The 17,076-nt window shown below is 40.4% G+C and carries 14 protein-coding genes and 2 pseudogenes; 6 read left to right on the top strand and 10 right to left on the bottom strand.

Annotated elements, in window-relative coordinates; all coding sequences use genetic code 11:
• Nucleotides 1–422 (bottom strand): annotated as a pseudogene (locus tag F8S12_RS13775) (transposase domain-containing protein); the annotation flags it as partial.
• Between the two features lie 180 nt (nt 423–602).
• Here F8S12_RS13775 and F8S12_RS13780 point away from each other — a divergent pair.
• A complete protein-coding gene (locus tag F8S12_RS13780; protein ID WP_196516831.1) occupies nt 603–1,076 on the top strand; it encodes a DUF4385 domain-containing protein in 474 nt (157 codons plus the stop codon).
• A gap of 22 nt (nt 1,077–1,098) precedes the next feature.
• On the opposite strand, the gene F8S12_RS13785 is transcribed toward F8S12_RS13780, so the two are convergent.
• The 4 genes and pseudogenes from F8S12_RS13785 to F8S12_RS42320 all read right to left on the bottom strand — a co-directional run bounded on the left by F8S12_RS13785 (nt 1,099) and on the right by F8S12_RS42320 (nt 4,268).
• Nucleotides 1,099–2,979: an ABC transporter ATP-binding protein gene (locus F8S12_RS13785; RefSeq protein WP_196516832.1), complete on the bottom strand. Its 1,881-nt coding sequence runs from the start codon at nt 2,977–2,979 to the stop codon at nt 1,099–1,101.
• Between the two features lie 435 nt (nt 2,980–3,414).
• Entirely contained in the window at nt 3,415–3,600 is a 186-nt protein-coding gene (locus tag F8S12_RS13790) for a hypothetical protein (RefSeq protein ID WP_196516833.1), read from the bottom strand.
• 55 nt (nt 3,601–3,655) lie between these two features.
• Nucleotides 3,656–4,084 (bottom strand): annotated as a pseudogene (locus tag F8S12_RS13795) (glycosyltransferase); the annotation flags it as partial.
• Entirely contained in the window at nt 4,044–4,268 is a 225-nt protein-coding gene (locus F8S12_RS42320; RefSeq protein WP_442946801.1) for a hypothetical protein, read from the bottom strand. The gene F8S12_RS42320 and the pseudogene F8S12_RS13795, both read right to left, overlap by 41 nt.
• 460 nt (nt 4,269–4,728) lie before the next feature.
• Between F8S12_RS42320 and xth the strand changes: the two genes are divergently transcribed.
• Nucleotides 4,729–5,511: an exodeoxyribonuclease III gene (gene xth / locus F8S12_RS13800; RefSeq protein ID WP_196516834.1), complete on the top strand. Its 783-nt coding sequence runs from the start codon at nt 4,729–4,731 to the stop codon at nt 5,509–5,511.
• Nucleotides 5,512–5,622: 111 nt separating this feature from the next.
• Here the strand turns inward: xth and F8S12_RS13805 are convergent, their stop codons facing one another.
• Nucleotides 5,623–6,708 carry a T3SS effector HopA1 family protein gene (locus tag F8S12_RS13805; protein ID WP_196516835.1) on the bottom strand — a complete coding sequence of 362 codons (1,086 nt, stop codon included), beginning with the start codon at nt 6,706–6,708 and terminating at the stop codon, nt 5,623–5,625.
• A gap of 82 nt (nt 6,709–6,790) precedes the next feature.
• Complete coding sequence (locus F8S12_RS13810) at nt 6,791–8,029, bottom strand: phosphotransferase family protein (RefSeq protein ID WP_196516836.1); 1,239 nt, start codon at nt 8,027–8,029, stop codon at nt 6,791–6,793.
• Between the two features lie 661 nt (nt 8,030–8,690).
• Here F8S12_RS13810 and F8S12_RS13815 point away from each other — a divergent pair.
• Nucleotides 8,691–9,581: a hypothetical protein gene (locus tag F8S12_RS13815; RefSeq protein WP_196516837.1), complete on the top strand. Its 891-nt coding sequence runs from the start codon at nt 8,691–8,693 to the stop codon at nt 9,579–9,581.
• 351 nt (nt 9,582–9,932) lie between these two features.
• On the opposite strand, the gene F8S12_RS13820 is transcribed toward F8S12_RS13815, so the two are convergent.
• Nucleotides 9,933–10,253 carry a TMEM14 family protein gene (locus F8S12_RS13820; protein ID WP_196516838.1) on the bottom strand — a complete coding sequence of 107 codons (321 nt, stop codon included), beginning with the start codon at nt 10,251–10,253 and terminating at the stop codon, nt 9,933–9,935.
• Nucleotides 10,254–10,360: 107 nt separating this feature from the next.
• On the opposite strand from F8S12_RS13820, the gene F8S12_RS13825 reads away from it, so the two are divergent.
• The 3 genes from F8S12_RS13825 (at nt 10,361) to F8S12_RS13835 (ending at nt 14,481) form a co-directional block, all read left to right on the top strand.
• Nucleotides 10,361–11,689: an ATP-binding protein gene (locus tag F8S12_RS13825; protein WP_196516839.1), complete on the top strand. Its 1,329-nt coding sequence runs from the start codon at nt 10,361–10,363 to the stop codon at nt 11,687–11,689.
• A gap of 89 nt (nt 11,690–11,778) precedes the next feature.
• A complete protein-coding gene (locus F8S12_RS13830) occupies nt 11,779–13,068 on the top strand; it encodes a tellurite resistance TerB C-terminal domain-containing protein (RefSeq protein WP_196516840.1) in 1,290 nt (429 codons plus the stop codon).
• Between the two features lie 96 nt (nt 13,069–13,164).
• A complete protein-coding gene (locus F8S12_RS13835) occupies nt 13,165–14,481 on the top strand; it encodes an ATP-binding protein (protein ID WP_196516841.1) in 1,317 nt (438 codons plus the stop codon).
• Between the two features lie 336 nt (nt 14,482–14,817).
• Here F8S12_RS13835 and F8S12_RS13840 read toward each other — a convergent pair whose 3' ends face one another.
• Both F8S12_RS13840 and F8S12_RS13845 read right to left on the bottom strand, forming a co-directional pair.
• Nucleotides 14,818–15,444: a tetratricopeptide repeat protein gene (locus tag F8S12_RS13840; RefSeq protein WP_230968004.1), complete on the bottom strand. Its 627-nt coding sequence runs from the start codon at nt 15,442–15,444 to the stop codon at nt 14,818–14,820.
• Nucleotides 15,445–15,677: 233 nt separating this feature from the next.
• Nucleotides 15,678–16,895: an AGE family epimerase/isomerase gene (locus tag F8S12_RS13845; protein ID WP_196516853.1), complete on the bottom strand. Its 1,218-nt coding sequence runs from the start codon at nt 16,893–16,895 to the stop codon at nt 15,678–15,680.
• Nucleotides 16,896–17,076 lie beyond the last annotated feature (181 nt).

Genomic DNA, 17,076 nt, shown 5'->3' on the forward strand with positions numbered 1-17,076 from the left:
GGGAAATGCTGCTCGTGTACCAGGACGACTACCTTTCCCGACCAAAAACCCTTGCATTTTCATCACTATCTGGGATATCTAAGCAAGTTCCATCAATTCCCGTCAATTCGTAGCCCGTTTATAAAACCTCCAATTGTTTCGCTGTTTGCCATTGGTCGCACCAAGCGATGAAACAATTGCGTCATTACCCCCGCACCTAGTCGCTGTCTGGCTTGGGTAATAGCTGATTTACACGGGATACGCCAATATTTACCAACTTTTACCCATGCCTCTGAAAGACCATCAATGAGATTTTTTAGTACATCTCGCATTGAATCTCTCGACCACAGGCTCATTGCTATTATTAGACAAATGACTAGATGTGCTGGTAACGAACGATGGCGTTCCTCTTCTACTTTAGTTTTAGCGATCGCTTGTTCGATTGAACTTACTGGGATAGCGACCTCTATCGCTTTGAATATCTCCGTACTTTGTATCTTGGGAGACACTAATGAGAATTCTTTGAGATGCACTGTGCTTGATTTCCATTTTTGGAAACAATGCCTATTTTATAGCTATTCGAGCCTTAACTGAACCGTATTGATTTATAATAAACACCTCGCATGGCTTTTGATTATTCATTAGATTTTAAAAATATTGATTTTCGCCAACATCCCGAACTCTATTGTGTTGGCAAGGGTGAGCAGGGTGTACTTTTAGTAGAACCATACAAATCGGAAATTCTTCCCTACTGGCGATTCAAAACTCCTGAGATTGCTAAAGAATCGAGCGAGAAAATTTACGAGCTTTTTCTCGCATATCTAGAACAAGATGATTTTGTCGGAGCGGATATGGCCCGAAAGTTTATCCAAATGGGTTATACTCGCTCTCGCCGTTATGCTAATCATAAAAGCGGCAGAAAATATAAACAAAATTCGGAAACTTCAAGCTCCAAAAAAGAAGTTCTTCCTTATGAAGTAGATCCAGTTAAAGCGGAGTCAGCAGCAATATTTAAAGCCAAGTGGGTACAAGCAAAGACAAACGAGAAATATCTCCAACTTTTAGCCAAGCATAAACAGATGTACTCAGCAGACTAGTACTCTATCAACTTTAAATGTCCTAAGTTCCCAACATCTGCAAGTTATGTAAAGTAGCATAAAGCCCTCCCTCTTGTAATAGTTGATCATGACTTCCCTGTTCAATTAATTCGCCACGCTTCAGCACAAAAATCCGGTCTACATTGCGAATTGTAGACAGGCGGTGAGCGATAATAATCGCGGTACGTCTGAGCAAAAGCTGGTTTAATGCTTCTTGAACTAAAGCTTCTGTGCCAACATCCAAACTAGCGGTAGCCTCATCTAATACCAAAATTTGGGGATTGCGAATAGCAGCCCGCGCAAAGGCTAAAAGTTGCTTTTGACCACTAGAAATATTTGTACCCCGTTCTCGAAGTTGAGTATCATAGCCTTGAGGTAGTTCTTCTATAAACTGGGCAATGTTAGTTTGCTCTGCTGCTTGTTGAATCTGTTCAAAGGTATAGCCATCTCCTAAAGAAATGTTGCTTTTAACATCGCCAGCAAACAAAAACCCTTCTTGTAAAATCACTGCCATATAGCGCCGTAGTTCTGCCTGTGGTACTTCCCGAATATCCACGCCATCTATCAGAATGCGTCCTTGGGTAGGTTCGTAGAGGCGGCACAAAAGACGGATGATCGAAGTTTTACCCGCACCCGTGGGGCCAACTAAGGCCACTTTTTCACCAGGACGAATGGTAAAATCTAAATCTTTAATTACATAATCATCATTTTTGTAAGCAAACCAAACGTGATCAAAGCGAATCTCTCCCAGTTCAGGCGGGGAAGTGAGGTCTGGAGATTCTAGATTTGCAACTATCTCGTCTATGTAGCCGAATTTAGCATCAAATATTGAGAAGCGGACATTGGCGCGATCGCGGATTTCTATCGGTTCATCTAATATATCGCCGACGCGTTCGATGGCAGTGAAACCAGCTTGAATTACCGTAAATTTTTCGGCAAAATCCCGTAACGGGTCAAATAATCGCTGGGCATACAAGATAAATGCAGATAAAGTTCCAAAAGTCAAACTTTTTTCCAACAGTAACGAACCACCCACACACAAAACAGCTGCGATCGCAATCAGTCCAATCCATTCTAAGGTTGCGGAAATAAATGAATCATAAAAGATGGTTTGATCCATTTGCTGGGTGTAGTGGTTGTTCGTGGCGCGAAACAATTCGGCATTAAATTTTTCCCTGCGGAACAACTGCACTACGTTAATGCCAACCACATTTTCTTGTAGCTGTGAGTTCAAGATAGAAAGTTCTTCCCGCCCTTTGTAATTTGCTTTGCGGTACTGTTGCTGAATATAAACAATTAACCAGGTAACTGGTACCAGCATCACTAGCAGTAAACAAGTGAGTTGCCATTCGATGGATACCATTAAACTCAAAAGTACCAGCATAGAAAACAAATTGGACACAATGCCAATTGCCCCAGTGGAAAAGACATCGCCTAACACTTCCACATCGCTGGTGATTCTGGTAATTAATTTACCTACGGGCGTGCGGTCAAAAAAGCGTACTGCTAGAGATGTCACATGCTGAAATAAATCTTGGCGGATTGCTGCGGTGATTTCTTGTCCTAGCTTCTGTACTACATAACCTTGGTAGCCTGTCAAAACCAGTCGGATTGCGATCGCAACCAACAATAATCCCTCCAGGATATTTAACCCTTGCGACAAGGGGCGATTCCTGAGAAATTCGTAGGTACTTGGTTCATTACGAATTAGAGAGATAGCTTGTCCTATCAGTAGCGGTTGTACGGCATTCGCTAGTGCGAGCGGCACGAGTAGGCACATCGACAGCGCCAACAGTCCTCTGCTACGACGGGCATAAGGCACTAAACGCAAAAATAACCGCCAGTCATTTTCACTGCGTCGGTATTGCGTGTAAGATTTTTTGAGAGATTGGTAGATGCTCATAGTAAGAGCATTATATTAATTTTTACGAAAAAACACGCTTGTTTAAAGTAGCGTTTTGCCTGTTATTCTGATACCATACCTGAGATAGAAACCGCAAGACTGCTACTAAGTCTCTATACGCCTCAAGACTGAGATGAAACTCGCAACAGCACGGATCAAACTTGATTGCCTTTCTTTTGTAAAGAACAAAGTGATGCAATCCCAAAGGCTTGAGATTGCGTCACTTCGCTTTGCTACACTCGGAATGACAATGTATATTTAATTTTGCAGACTATTTACATAGGCTGTGCGAACGCTATGGAGCTTCATCCAGAGCAGTTTCCGGCGTTGAGAGTAGTGCCTACATTACTTAGAATTTTTTACAAATGGTTCAGGATTCCTATGGATGAATCAATCAATATTCTTAGTGATTGATGTGTGATCGTTCACTCAAGTCTAGGAATTCACGACTGGCTGGGGAACCACTCCGGTGTTCCGCGTTTCGATATTAGGCAAGCGAGTAACAGTTAATAGCGGTACTTCTTGGCGGCACGACAGGCAAAACCAATATAGTTCTCCATGACGGGCATGACGCAGGAGGGAACCACCGCAACATGGGCAACTGTTGGTTCTCGTACTCATACAAATGTCCTCCTAGAAAAAAGTTGTTGTTTAAGCTGAGCAAAAAAGCAGTTGATTAAAAGTGGATTTTAGCAGCATGAATGCGGCCATTCGATTTTATGCGGTCTTTAATAGTTTGTCTGTAAACAGCTTCATATCCGTTAACCATTTGGCTAACACTAAAGTTGTTTTCTACATGTTTTCGACAGGTTTGACGATTGAGTTCCAAAGCTAGTGGAATCATTGCCGCCATTTCTGCATAGTTTTTGCAGACAAAACCTGTTTCACCGTGAGTAATCACTTCCGGTACAGAACCTAAATTCATGGCAATTAATGGCGTACCAGTTGCCATTGATTCAATCATTACTAAGCCAAAAGGTTCTTGCCAATTAATGGGAAAAAGAGTTATGGCAGCATTGCCCAGAAGTTCAGTCTTTTCGGCATGGTTGATTTCGCCTAGATATTCAATTTGCTGACCATCTATATGGGGGGCAATCTCTTGTTCGCAATGCACGCGGATAAACTGCTTCTAAATGAGCCAAAGTTTCAGAATCGCCAGAAGCAAACAAAGTTACCTCATGACCACGACAAACAAGTTCATCAGTCAAGCGACTCACTACCAATTCTATTCCTCCATAATTAGGAGGTGGAACCCTTTCCCATAAGGGGGCAACTTGAGCGATTTTCATAAGTTTTTTTGGTTCAGTCTATGAAATTGTCCTCAATATTAATGAGTTGCATCATTATTGTATGAGGAAAAAACATTTGTACTTACTCTTTTGACATTTAAGTTAACCTAACAGGCTACCAAAAGAGTAATAACGCTTTAACCGTGCAGCAAATTTTCTACCGACAAATTTAAAGGACTATCGGCGAAAGTCAACCATGAGCTACACTTTTAACGTAAAGCTAATCTATTACGTGTTACATCTGTCTTGAGGATCATAATGAAGTAAAATATTTTGTAGCAGAACTTACAAAATTGAATATTTTGTAGCTGTCAATACTAAAATAGTCAATGGGATCAAGTTATTTAGGCTGTGTTTAAACGTAATTGGGAAATGCAACAGAAATTATAAATATTAAACACTTGTATAAAAATTACATAATTTGTAATTAGTAATTTGTAAAAATTCTGATAAGTAACTAATGAAAATCGCTACTTGGAACGTCAACTCAGTTCGCACTCGCCTCGAACAGGTTACCGATTGGTTAACCCTGAATCCTGTTGATGTTCTCTGCTTACAAGAAACCAAAGTTATAGATGCTGAGTTTCCGCGATCGCCTTTTGAGGAGTTGGGCTATAACCTTTATATATCAGGACAAAAATCTTATAATGGCGTAGCCCTGATTAGCCGCCAGCCACTCCTAAACGTAAATAGTGGATTTAGAGCTATTTTGCCCGATTTACACCACGAATGGGACGAGCAAAAGCGGGTGATTACAGGTGTAATTGATGGTGTTAGGATTGTGAACTTATATGTTCCCAATGGCGCAGCAGTAGGAACTGAGAAATATGAATACAAACTGCGCTGGTTGACAGCGCTAAACGAGTATTTGCGATTGCTTGTGCTGTCACAACCTGCAATTTGCGTGTGCGGCGACTTCAACATCGCCCTGGAAGACAAGGATATTCACGAGCAAGTGAGTACCGAAAATCACATTATGGCAACAGAAGCAGAGCGCCAAGCCTTACGGGATATTCTGGCGTTGGGATTTGCCGATGCTTTTCGCAAATTCAACACAGAAGGCGGAAATTATAGCTGGTGGGACTATCGCACCGCCGCTTTCCGGCGCAACTTAGGTTGGCGGATTGACCATCACTATCTCACACCTATCTTGTATGAGCGTGCTAAAAGTTGCATCATTGATGTCGCACCCAGAAAATTAACCCAACCCAGCGACCATACGCCGGTAATTGTGGAGTTTTAAGATATAAAGGGGCATTGGCGATTGGGGACACGAAGCAGAGCAATAGGGTTTGGGTGAAGTACCCCTTTTTGCTTCTCTTCGAGAGGCTGCGCCAACGCTGAAAAATGTTAATCAATTTAAGGGCTTATATATATCCTCAGAGTTGGGATTAAGATAAGGACACTGCAAATCTATTAAGTGTCGGGCAAAGTGTTCGTCAATCGTCCTCATCCGTTCCTCCATTGCATTCTTACCTTTTTGCCAAGCCTCTAACAAAGCATTAGCGACAATTTGGCAACGGTTCATCCCAAAACTTTCCTGTGCCGCAAATTTTTGGATTGGTTCTTCAGCTAAACCTAATCCTGGTGCTAAAAATTTTGTAAACAAGGGAATTTCGGGCTGAAAATGAAATTGATTTTCTGAATAAACAGTTTGAAGAATTGTGCGGATTGCTGGATAGTCGGGGAGTTCAAAGTAGAGTAGCCCCGAATCATAGCGTCCGTATGCAGAAGGGTTGTGGAGAACCTGAAAGTTAAAGGGAATCGAAGCTGCATTCAATTGCAGTGTCAGGATTTTCATCAGAGCGATCGCACCAAATGGCGTAAAGTTAAAGTAGATTCGCCCTGCTCCCAAATCAGCATCGGGGTTGCTCTGCTGTTCCTGTCCGACATTGCTAACTGCCAAATAACAGCCGTTTTGCAGTCGATTTTTGGGCATCCAGATTGCTACCATCTCACCCACTTTAATAGATTTCTTGCTGGATTCTAGATGGCAGTCTGGCTCAATATAAAGTGTTAAACCGCCTTTAGTAACCGCCATAGTGCCATCAGGTTCTTTCCGCAACACCTGCCATCGAGGGTCAAAGTAACCTACGCCATGATTACACTCGTGCAGTTGCTCGTAAAAGTTCCAATCAATTTCCAAAATGGAATTATCTGCTAAGTTATGCTTTGGCGGGCGATTAGTACTATCAGTATTGACTGCTAAAGTAGTTTGCAGGGAGCCATTGTAATAGATTCCATAGAGAAAATTTCGCAGCAGTAAAGTGAGATATTTCTGTTGTAAATCTACGGTATTTTGCTGAAATCTGTCGGCTATTTTAGTCGGCAGAGCAAAGGGTTGATAATTGGGATGGTAAATACAAAAATTTGGCTCAATTTGGATATTTTTAGCAATGTCGAATAGAGAAGTTAGCGGTTGATTGGCAGAATATAGCATTAATCTATTTAGAACTCAAATTTTAACAAAATAGGATTCGGGAGTCAGAATTCCGACTCCTAAATTCTTCTATTTCCTGCCATTAACAACCGCGAAGCCGAGTTTTTTCGTAATAAATGCGAAGTAACTGCTGCTCTTTTACAGGTTGAGAAAGTTTAGGAATTTTTGCCACAGGATTTAGGATTTCTGACTCTGATATCCCGAAAATAGTCAGTACAGCTTGCTCCGGCATAGTGAGTAAACTTTTAGCTACTTGGAGCATACAGATGTCAGTATTATTAAAGTATTTGCGGCACGTAATCATATCCTGAATTTGATGAATCAGTGCCAGCCCTGCAAACTGGATAACGCGCAAAATAAAGTCACTGCGGTATGACAAAATCATGGGAAAAGCATTTACATAAGCCCTAATTAGGGCAATCATTGAAGGTTGTAAAACCTCTAAAGGTGTTAACGCCAGATGTAGAGATTCTTCTAATTCGATAGTGGGGTCTACTACGAGACTCTTGAGCCAAATTCCTAAATAGCTTGCTAGTAAAGTCCCTAAATCAAAAGCTGGATCTCCCCAAGAACAACTTTCCCAATCAATTAATCGTACTAGGCAATTGTCTAGTTTCTCCCATCTTGAATGAACCAAAATGTTGTTCAATTTCAGGTCGTTGTGAGTCAAGCAGCAAGGATTCCAATTATATGCCAAATCTGCGATCGCTGATTCCAAACTCTCGTACTGTTGATAAAGAGCATAGAATTTTAGTGCATCTGTGGGAACAGTCCCAAAAACCTCTGGACTAATTGACCCTACCCCTTGCGCCGGATTGTAAAAGCCATAGCGAAACTCTCCTTGAGGAGCAGTTGCCATAAAATCCTGATATTCTCGGCGGTTGTAGGTGGCGCGATGCAGTCCCGCCAAAGTCGTGCCGATCGCAGAGGCAATTTCTTTGGTAAAAATATCATTGTTGTGGTAGAATATCGCAAGCTCCAGATATTCACTCAGGTAGTTACGGACGAGGATAGAATTTTCTTCGTCAAAATGCACTACCAACGGTGCGATTGCTGAAATATTACCGAGAACTGGAAACTGCTGGAGCAACTCGTGAAACAGCCATTCCTTAAACAACTCATGGGGCGGCGCATCATTGTTGATGTCAGGTTTTTGTTTAACGAGCAGTTGGCGATTATCTGCTAAAGTTACTACTAAATTTAAATTGTTCTTGCTACTTCCTGGCAACTCAGATTTATCTGATGCCGGATCTTCTAAGCTACACAGACCTACATCTTGCAGATACTGGATAACATTACCAGAAGACAGTGATAATACCATGTATTATTTCCTACTTCATTAAATTACTTAAACTTATCTGTGTCGGTATTTGCTTGGTCTTAGCAGCTTTCGGTAGATAGTAACTAATGTGTCAATAACAATAAAGATTTGTACAATCTACTAATATCTCATATTTGAGATCAAAAACTGCCAAAATGGCACCAAATCCTTTACAATTCCTTTAAAATTTGCTCTAATACACCGTGACATCTTTAGACTTGATTAGCATAGTTACTTAAGATACATCTAGAGCAAGTTTTGTGGTAGAGCCTTTTGATGTGGCTCCTTCTCCCTTTTTGTGGCCGAACTGATTGGCGGCAGATGTTATTTGATGTTCAGTAGTCATCCTGAAATCAGCGAAGAATTTAAATAATCCTTCGCGGTAGGAAGCATGACATTTAACGCTATTATTTTTATTTATCATTACAAAGCCAAAAAAACCGGACTTTTTAGGCAATGAGTAATGTTTTTTTTCTTTAATTTTCAGAATTTATGTTTGTAAGCCTTGTTATCACATCATTTGTGTCACCTACAAATTGTAGATGACTATGAGCGATCGCAAACAAAGGCTACATGAGTAGACCTTATGTAACTATACTTCTGTCAAAGTTTAAACAGGGGATTTTTCAAGTATCATTTGTAATGATGTGCTTGCGATTGCATGACCCGACAACCACACGACCAATTTGCTAAACAATATTTAGAAGAATTGCTTTCCCCCTTTGGAAAGGTAGAAGTAAGTCGGGAAGTTACAGATGAAGTTCGCCAAGTAGATATCTTGTTTTCTCCGACACCTTCCGCCAATGCTGACCTGCAATCTCTAGGGTTACTTGGTAGAATTGCCACAACAGCCTCATTATTGGAACCATTCCGCAATCAACCCAGTAAAACCGAGGTGCGAAATTGTCTACTGAAGTTATTTTCCGTTTATGGAGAAGCGCAACGCAAAGCCAAGCGCGAAAATACATCTTTACCAGAGGATAATTTACCGCGCCTGTGGATTTTGGCAACTTCAGCTTCAACGACTTTGCTTGAGAGTTTTGGCGCTAGATTAGATACAGATAATTGGCTAGCGGGCGTTTACTTTCTACCTGACTCATTTAGGACAGCAGTAGTGGCTATTAATCAGTTACCACTGAGTCTTGAAACCCTCTGGTTAAGAATGTTAGGAAAGGGAGATACACAACGTCAAGCCATCAGCGAATTGCTGTCACTTCCTCACAACAGCGTGTTACGGCGAAATGTCCAAGAACTGATTGCCAGTTGGCGGATAACTGTCATAAACCAAGAAAACCTTACGGAAGATGACCAAGAGGTGATTATGAATTTATCGCAAGCTTATTTAGAATGGCGGGAAGCTACCTTACAAGAAGGACAAAAAGATGAACGTCGCCAAGTGGTAGAAAACTTGTTGCGTGTGCGGTTTGGTTCGCTAGATGACGAATTGGAACGAGTAATTGAGCCTTTGTTACAGCTACCACCACAAGAGTATAGCCGATTGTTACTCGAATTATCCCGCGAAGAGTTGTTGAGAAGATTTAGCAGTGGTTGAGTTAAAAATATTTACTGTAGTTTTAAGGATACCCGTGTACTTCATTTAAACAAAAATCGCCATAACTTATTGACAATGGTGGAAGTTATCAGGCAAGGTTAACAAGTCACAGTAATATAAATGTACTAAGATAATTCCAGACAAAGTTATACTATGTCAAAAAAAACAGGAGACTAATACTAGGGTGTTGACTCTGTACCCTTTAGCCCACAAGACTTCATGCAGAAATTGTGTTTTTTATTTTGGCATAAAGATGGCTGTAGCGGGCGCTTTCACACAAGCAAAAACCAGCACAAATAGTTTTTCGATAATTCCCCAAAAAATAGCCAAAGTCAACAGCCTAGACTAATACTACCTTAAAGCCACAATTTGATTCAGCATGACCGCCAGTGTCAACATACCCAAAATCGTCATTAATCCCGCAGGCATAAACTTGCGTGTTTTAGCTAGTCGAAATGCAAAGAAGACTACTAAAACGGCGGTAACTAACACGGCTAAAATCGCACCCCAAGTTTGTCCTTGGAGTTGAAAGTAAGCAGCAGTAATTAATAATAAACCGCTAATGCTACCACTTAAGAGTGAAACCATGCTTGTAGCCTGAATGTAGCCAATAATGCCACCAACAATCGATAATATCCCGTAGGCAAAAGCAGCAACTATACTTAAATTCATTGTTAAAACATCTGTAGATTTTGACTTTACTGCCAGGTCAGAAGACAATTTACCATAGCTATTTAGCTATACCACACAGTTGATTGATGGATAATTAAGCGATACCAATGGCAAGTACCTCCTCATCTACAAAGGTTCAATATCTCCAGCGCCAAGCAGCCTCACTTTTACTGTACCAATCTATTGTGCAAGGCGAAGTGGGGATGGCATTTCTGGAACTGTTGCAAGCTATACGTTACACTGACGCTGATGCACGCGGTTGTCTCCAAGCCTATGGTAGCTACTTCCACGCTTTGGCTGCTAGAAATCAAAACTGGGAAGACTATTTAATTATTCAACTTCTCCTCTCTGATAATCCCTTTACAAGGCTTGCTGGAGTGCAAGAATTTGAAGATTTACCCCCAGCTTTAGTAGCAGCAGTTCAGCATGATTTACAGATATTGCAAAGTCTTTATAAATGTAGCAGCGCTTCTTTGAGCGAGTGGATACAAGGGGTAGCTCAGATGCCGATTTCACCAGTAGTGTGGTATAAAGAGCAAGAATTGATAGGAGTAGAGACAAAATTCGTTACATATCTACAAGAGTTGGATAATTGGGGTGATGCTGTAGAAGAATTAGCAGCTTATTATCGGCAATATGGCTCTGGTTTATTTGCAGAATATCGCGCTTTACGCTGGCAAGCTGGGCAGTTTATCGGTATCCGGTATTCCGACCCAATTAAGATGAGTGCCCTTGTAGGTTACGAGTCTCAAAGAGATGCTTTGCTGAAAAATACAGAGTTTTTATTAGCTGGAGAAATGGCACTGCACGTATTACTTTACGGTAGTCGCGGTTCTGGCAAATCTTCTTTAGTAAAATCTTTGTTGAATGAATATAGCCATCGCAGCCTCCGCTTATTGGAAGTGGCAAAATCTGATTTAAAAGATTTACCAGAAATTGTGGAACATTTACGGGGAGTATCACAAAAATTCATCATCTTTGTTGATGACCTTTCCTTTGAAGAAGATGATGATGCTTTTAAAGCCCTGAAGGTAGTTTTAGAAGGTAATTTAACCGCGCGTCCTCAAAATGTAGTTGTGTACGCTACTTCCAATCGCCGCCATCTGATTCGGGAGTTTTTTGTAGATAGACCTAATCCCAAGGATAACGAAGAAATCCATGCCTGGGATACGATGCAGGAGAAGCTTTCGTTTAGCGATCGCTTTGGTTTAACCTTGACCTTTGAACCAGCCGATCAGAAAACTTATTTAAAAATTGTACAGCATCTAGCGGCACAAGCTGAAATTAATCTTACCCAAGAAGATTTGGAATATCAAGCATTACAATGGGCAACTCGCCACAATGGTCGTTCTGGACGCACAGCACGGCAGTTTATTGATTTTTTAAAAGCAGACCTAACACTTTTTGGTACAAATAACAATGCATTCAATACTTAGCATCAAGTATTTTCCTATGTATTTTTTAATTACGAATTACGATGAGAGCTACTTATTCTGATAATTTAACCACGCCAAAAACTAGTAATATGCAATCAGTAATGATCAGCAATCGGTTTATATTAGGCATAGTTGCCTTTAGTGTAAGTTTTGGCCTTAGCCTTGTCCCCAACTGGAATTTTAATAAAGCCTTTCTCATAGGTGTAATTACTGGCGTTACTATCTATGCAGCAGCATTATTCGTAGACAGGCGACGCAGAAATTATGAAATGCTTGTTTTAGGTTCTCTCCGCAAGCGAATTAAAGATATGGAGGGATTGAAGGCTCGTCTTGTCAGAGAAATCAATCAAATTGAAGAGCATCATAATTTACTATACGCTGAGTCAAAACAACTGCAAGCTCAAGTAACGGAGAGCCGTAATCAAAGAGATAGTTTAAATCGAGAATTAAGAACATTTGCTGGGCAAAAAAAGCAATTAGAAACCGAAGTAAGCAACCTGCAAACTGAACTTAATAAATTAGAAAAAAATCAAGTAGAATTGAACAATGCTTTTTCTACCCTCACAGCAGAGAAGCGTCGTCTAGAGTCGAATTGTAATCTATCTCGCACTGAAATCACCCAGTTGCAAACTCAAATTTCCGAACTTCAGCAAGAAAAACAAGAAATTGAAAGTAATTTAACTCTTCTAGGCAGACTTAAACCTCAATTAGAAGAAAAACTATACGAACTACGAATTGGAATTCAAGAGCTAGAAGTCAAGGCAAATAAAGAAAATCAATTACTTGTAGCTACAACAACTGAAAAAGAAAATATACAAGCTATTATAACTTCTTTGCAAACCCAACTAGCATTACAAAAAACTGAGTTACATGAGTTACAAGGGCAAGTTTCATTATTGCAAGAAGAACGTGATTCATTGCAAAACCAAGTATGGGAATTACTTCAACAACTAGAAACTTTCAATCTAGAACCTTTACCTGATAATCCAAAGGAAGATGGTATTGAATTGTCTCCTTTTTCACAATTAATTGAACCTTCAATAAATATAGACACTACGGAAGTTGACACATCAGAAAATGTACCGCAAGAATGGACTAATTTTCTAGAAAATTTACCAGTATATGAGCTACAAGTATTAAAAGCTATAATCGAACAAGATAATCCCAAGGCTGCTATTAAAAAAATTGCCGAAGCAAACATCACTATGCCGAATCTATTAATCGATTCTATAAATGAACGGGCAAGTGATACTATTGGTGAATTAATAATTGATTCAGATTCGGAAACTCCAGAAGTTTATCAAGAGCATCTAATATATGTAAAAAAGATGATTGCAATATATGAAGACCTCATGGCTAGACATGCTTCATCAAATTAAATTATTATTGCCATTATCAGATTAGTAGTAAGGTGAATATCTACCTTACCTACTTACTGCGTGCTTCTGCGTTTAAAATAAAGTGAAGTGTAATACATGGCAAAGCTCAAAATCTCGAAAAAAATATCTACTGCTTTAATCAATTCCCTTGGTGCAGGGGTAGTACCAAGAGTGGGAGTTGAATATATAGCAGTAGGTCGAGAAAAAGAATTAAAAAGCCTATTACAAAATCTTGATGATATTGCAGAAGGTGTAGCAGCATTTCGCTTTATAATTGGTAACTACGGTTCCGGGAAAAGTTTTTTACTACAACTAATTCGCAACCGCGCTATGGAGCAAGGTTTTGTAGTAGCCGATGCTGATTTTTCCCCTGAACGTCGATTAGCAGGAAGCAACAATGAAGGTGTAGCTACCTATCGAGAATTAATGAGCCACTTAGCTACAAAAACTCGTCCTGATGGTGGTGCTTTAGTCTCTATTTTAGAAGGATGGATTAATAAAATTCAACAAGAAGTGGTTAAAGAAACTGAGATGCGTCCGAATGACGATGGTTTTGATGACCAAGTTGAATCAAAAATTAGGGAAGTAGTTCAGTATATAGAAGGTTTAGTTCACGGTTTTGATTTTGGCAGCGTGATTATCGCTTATTGGCGTGGCTACCGATTGGATGATGATAATTTAAAAAATGCGGCAATGCGGTGGTTACGTGGAGAATTTACTACTAAAGTGGAGGCGAAAGCAGCTTTAGGAGTGCGCGTCATTATTGATGATGATAGTTGGTATGACTATATCAAACTGTTTGCTAAGTTTGTAGCTGAAATTGGCTATAAAGGACTATTAATTTTAGTTGATGAAGCTGTACATTTATATCAAATATCTACTACAATCACGCGGGAAAAGAATTACAATCGACTCCTAACAATGTTTAACGACACCATGCAGTGCAAAGCGGAAAATCTTGGCATTGTCGTTGGTGGAACAACTAAATTTTTAGAAGACCCCAAACGGGGGCTTTTTGCAGACCAAGCTTGGCAAAGACGGACAAAAGAAAGCCGTTTTGTTGCCCAATCTGGCGTTCAAGAGTATTTGGGGCCAGTGATTCGATTGAACCCGTTGAGTGAAGTAGAAATTTTGATGCTTTTGCAACGTTTAACTGAGATTCATGCACTCAATTTTGGGTACGAACAGACTTTGAAAAATGGTGATTTGAAGGAGTTTGTGCAAGAAATTATTAAGCGCTTGGGTGCAGAAGCTCTACTTACACCAGGGGAAATTGTGCGAGATTTTATGAGCGTGCTGAATATTCTTCATCAAAATCCAGGAATTGCGTTTAATGAATTAATTCATGGCTCTAAATTTAAACCTACTGCTGTGGGTATAGATGAAGATAATGCAGCCGAATTTAGTTTGTGATTAATGAAATACAGAATAAAACCGAATTTTTATTTCATTAGATGTGCATCGAATAGCAATGTAGGGAGTGAAATCACTACTAATAAAAGGGGCGTTGCTGATTAATGGGATGAATTTTGTTTCGCGCAAAGGCGCAAAGACGCAAAGAATCTATCTTTAGTTTTGAACAAAAATCTCAATTCATCCCGCAAATATGCAACGCCATAAAAGGATATCACTAAAGATAGGGTTGTACGCTATGTACCCTACGGGAACGCCAAAGGCGAACGCAATGACAACTAATCAGCCGGACATAATATAACTGTTCGTATCCTGCAACCAGTCGTTACGGAATCACTATAAACTAGATAATATTTGTTTCGTAATATTAATTTGTTCTTCAGTAAAAGCGGCTTGCTGAAGATGATTCAAAAATATGCTATTTTGATATCGAATATCTAATTTAATTGCTCGGCGATAAATATTTTGAGCCAGGTTACGCGAACCACTATCCCAGTAATTAATAGCAGCAGAAACTAATGGATGAGGATTGTTTGGCTCTAGTTTAACTGCATAATTAGCCGCATTAATTGCCATAGGATAAATTTTTAGTTGATGCAATGCTAGACTCAAATTATAATAAGCTACTTCATTATCTGGCTTTAAAATAACTGCCAAAGTGTGAATTAGCACTGCATTTATTAACTTGTCATCAACAAGATAAACAATTCCTAAAGCATTATAAGCTGAGTATTTTAATGGCTCCTGATATATCGCTTGCAGTAAATAGTTTGTTGCTTCTTCTTCTCGTCCTACTAAATGTAGTGTCCAACCCAAATTAACTTTTCCCATCAGATTTTTCGGTTCAAGTTCCACTGACTTGGACATTGCAGTAATTGCTTCCTGATAGCGTCCTTGTTGACGATACGACAGTCCCAATTGTCGATATTCGCTGGCGCTATTTGCCGCAATTGTCGGAAACATGAAACAATTTAAAGCTACAAATAACGAGGTGAAAATTGTACTTTTAATTCGATACATCACTTGTTAATTGACATGATAAGAGCAGTTTTTGAGGATGTGTAAGCAGATTTTCTGGTAATTGATTAACTAGTACAGCATGGCGTAAATAAGCCACCCATTTGTAATGTCTAAAACCCTTGCTAAAACTTAATTACGAGTTACGTTAGCGTCGCGGTAGCGACGTAGGAGCGTCATTACGAATTACGCAAAGCGGTACTAGTAGCGATCGCCTCAAATTGCTGCCAACAAAGGTATAATGCACGCGGTACGTGAAAACATCCTTTCCATTTGCCGCCTTTGAGGTTCAACAATACTTCTCCACGCCGATTAAGATAGCCAAACCACTCACCGGACTCGGAATCAGCAAAGTGTGACCAGGCATAATCGTGCATCTTTTGATACCATTTCCAACACACCTCACGCCCGGTCAGGCGATAGCCCATCGCTAATGCAACCAAAGACTCTAGGTGAACCCACCACAGCTTTTGATTCCATTCCAATTGTTGTGGGGGATGACCGTCTGCATCCATAAAGTAATACAATCCGCCATATTCGCTATCCCAAGCAAAATTTAGGATATTTAGCACCACATCAACAGCTTGGTTAATAGTTTTGCTGTCGTTTTTTCGACGGGCAATGTCCATGATGAACCACATGGCTTCGATACCGTGACCTGGATTAATTAAGCGTCCCTCAAAACAATCTATGTGGGAACCATCAGGGGCAATATTTTCGTACATTAGTCCCCGTTCGTGGTCGAGAAAATCGGTCATCACTTCGCGGACAGTCTCAGCTAGGACATTCTCTAGTATTTCCTTTGGCAGCAACCATTCCATTTCTAGAGTCAAATTAGCTAAAATCATCGGTACAGCCAATGATTTCATCGGGCGTGTGCCGGGATAAGTTTTATTATATTTGCCCTTCGGGTTGTCCTTGCGGCGTAAAACGTTGTTGTAAGCTTGCATCGCAACATCTTTTGCCCATTCTTCGCCCCCAGCAAGTGCATATTGACTGAATGCCATCGCCGCAAAGCAATCAGAAAAGATATTGTAAGGCTGAAGTAACGGTTTCCCTTCACGGGTGAGGGCAAAGTACCAGTTACCATCACTATCTCTGCCATGTTTCGCAAGAAAATTAGCGCCATTGCTGGCAATTTTCAGCCAGTTTTCGCGCTTTTCTAGCTGGTTGTAAAGCATGGAAAAAGTCCACACCTGGCGGTTTTGCAGCCAGATGAATTTGTCTGTATCATAAATTTTGCCCTCGCGATCAAGGCAGGTGAAATAGCCGCCTTGCTGCCAGTCGAGGGAGTATTTTTCCCAAAATGGGAGGACATCGTTCAGGAGGGCGTTTTTGTAGAGTTCAGCGTAGGCGTAGCCCGCACTTGGGCTTGGCTCAGTGACCGCCGGAGGCATCGCTTGAAAGTCATGCCCCATAAATTTCCTCCCCTTTTCTGCTAAAATCAACACCTTAACAGTTATCACATTTTGGCTCGAATATGAAGCGTAGGCGTAGCCCGTCGTAGACATCGCGTCAGTCTTTTAAAAGATATCGTAAATAATTAGCGATCGCTTTTCTCTTCAGGGCGAGACGCAA

It is taken from the genome of Nostoc sp. WHI, from assembly GCF_015714725.1.
Taxonomy (GTDB): Bacteria; Cyanobacteriota; Cyanobacteriia; order Cyanobacteriales; family Nostocaceae; genus Nostoc.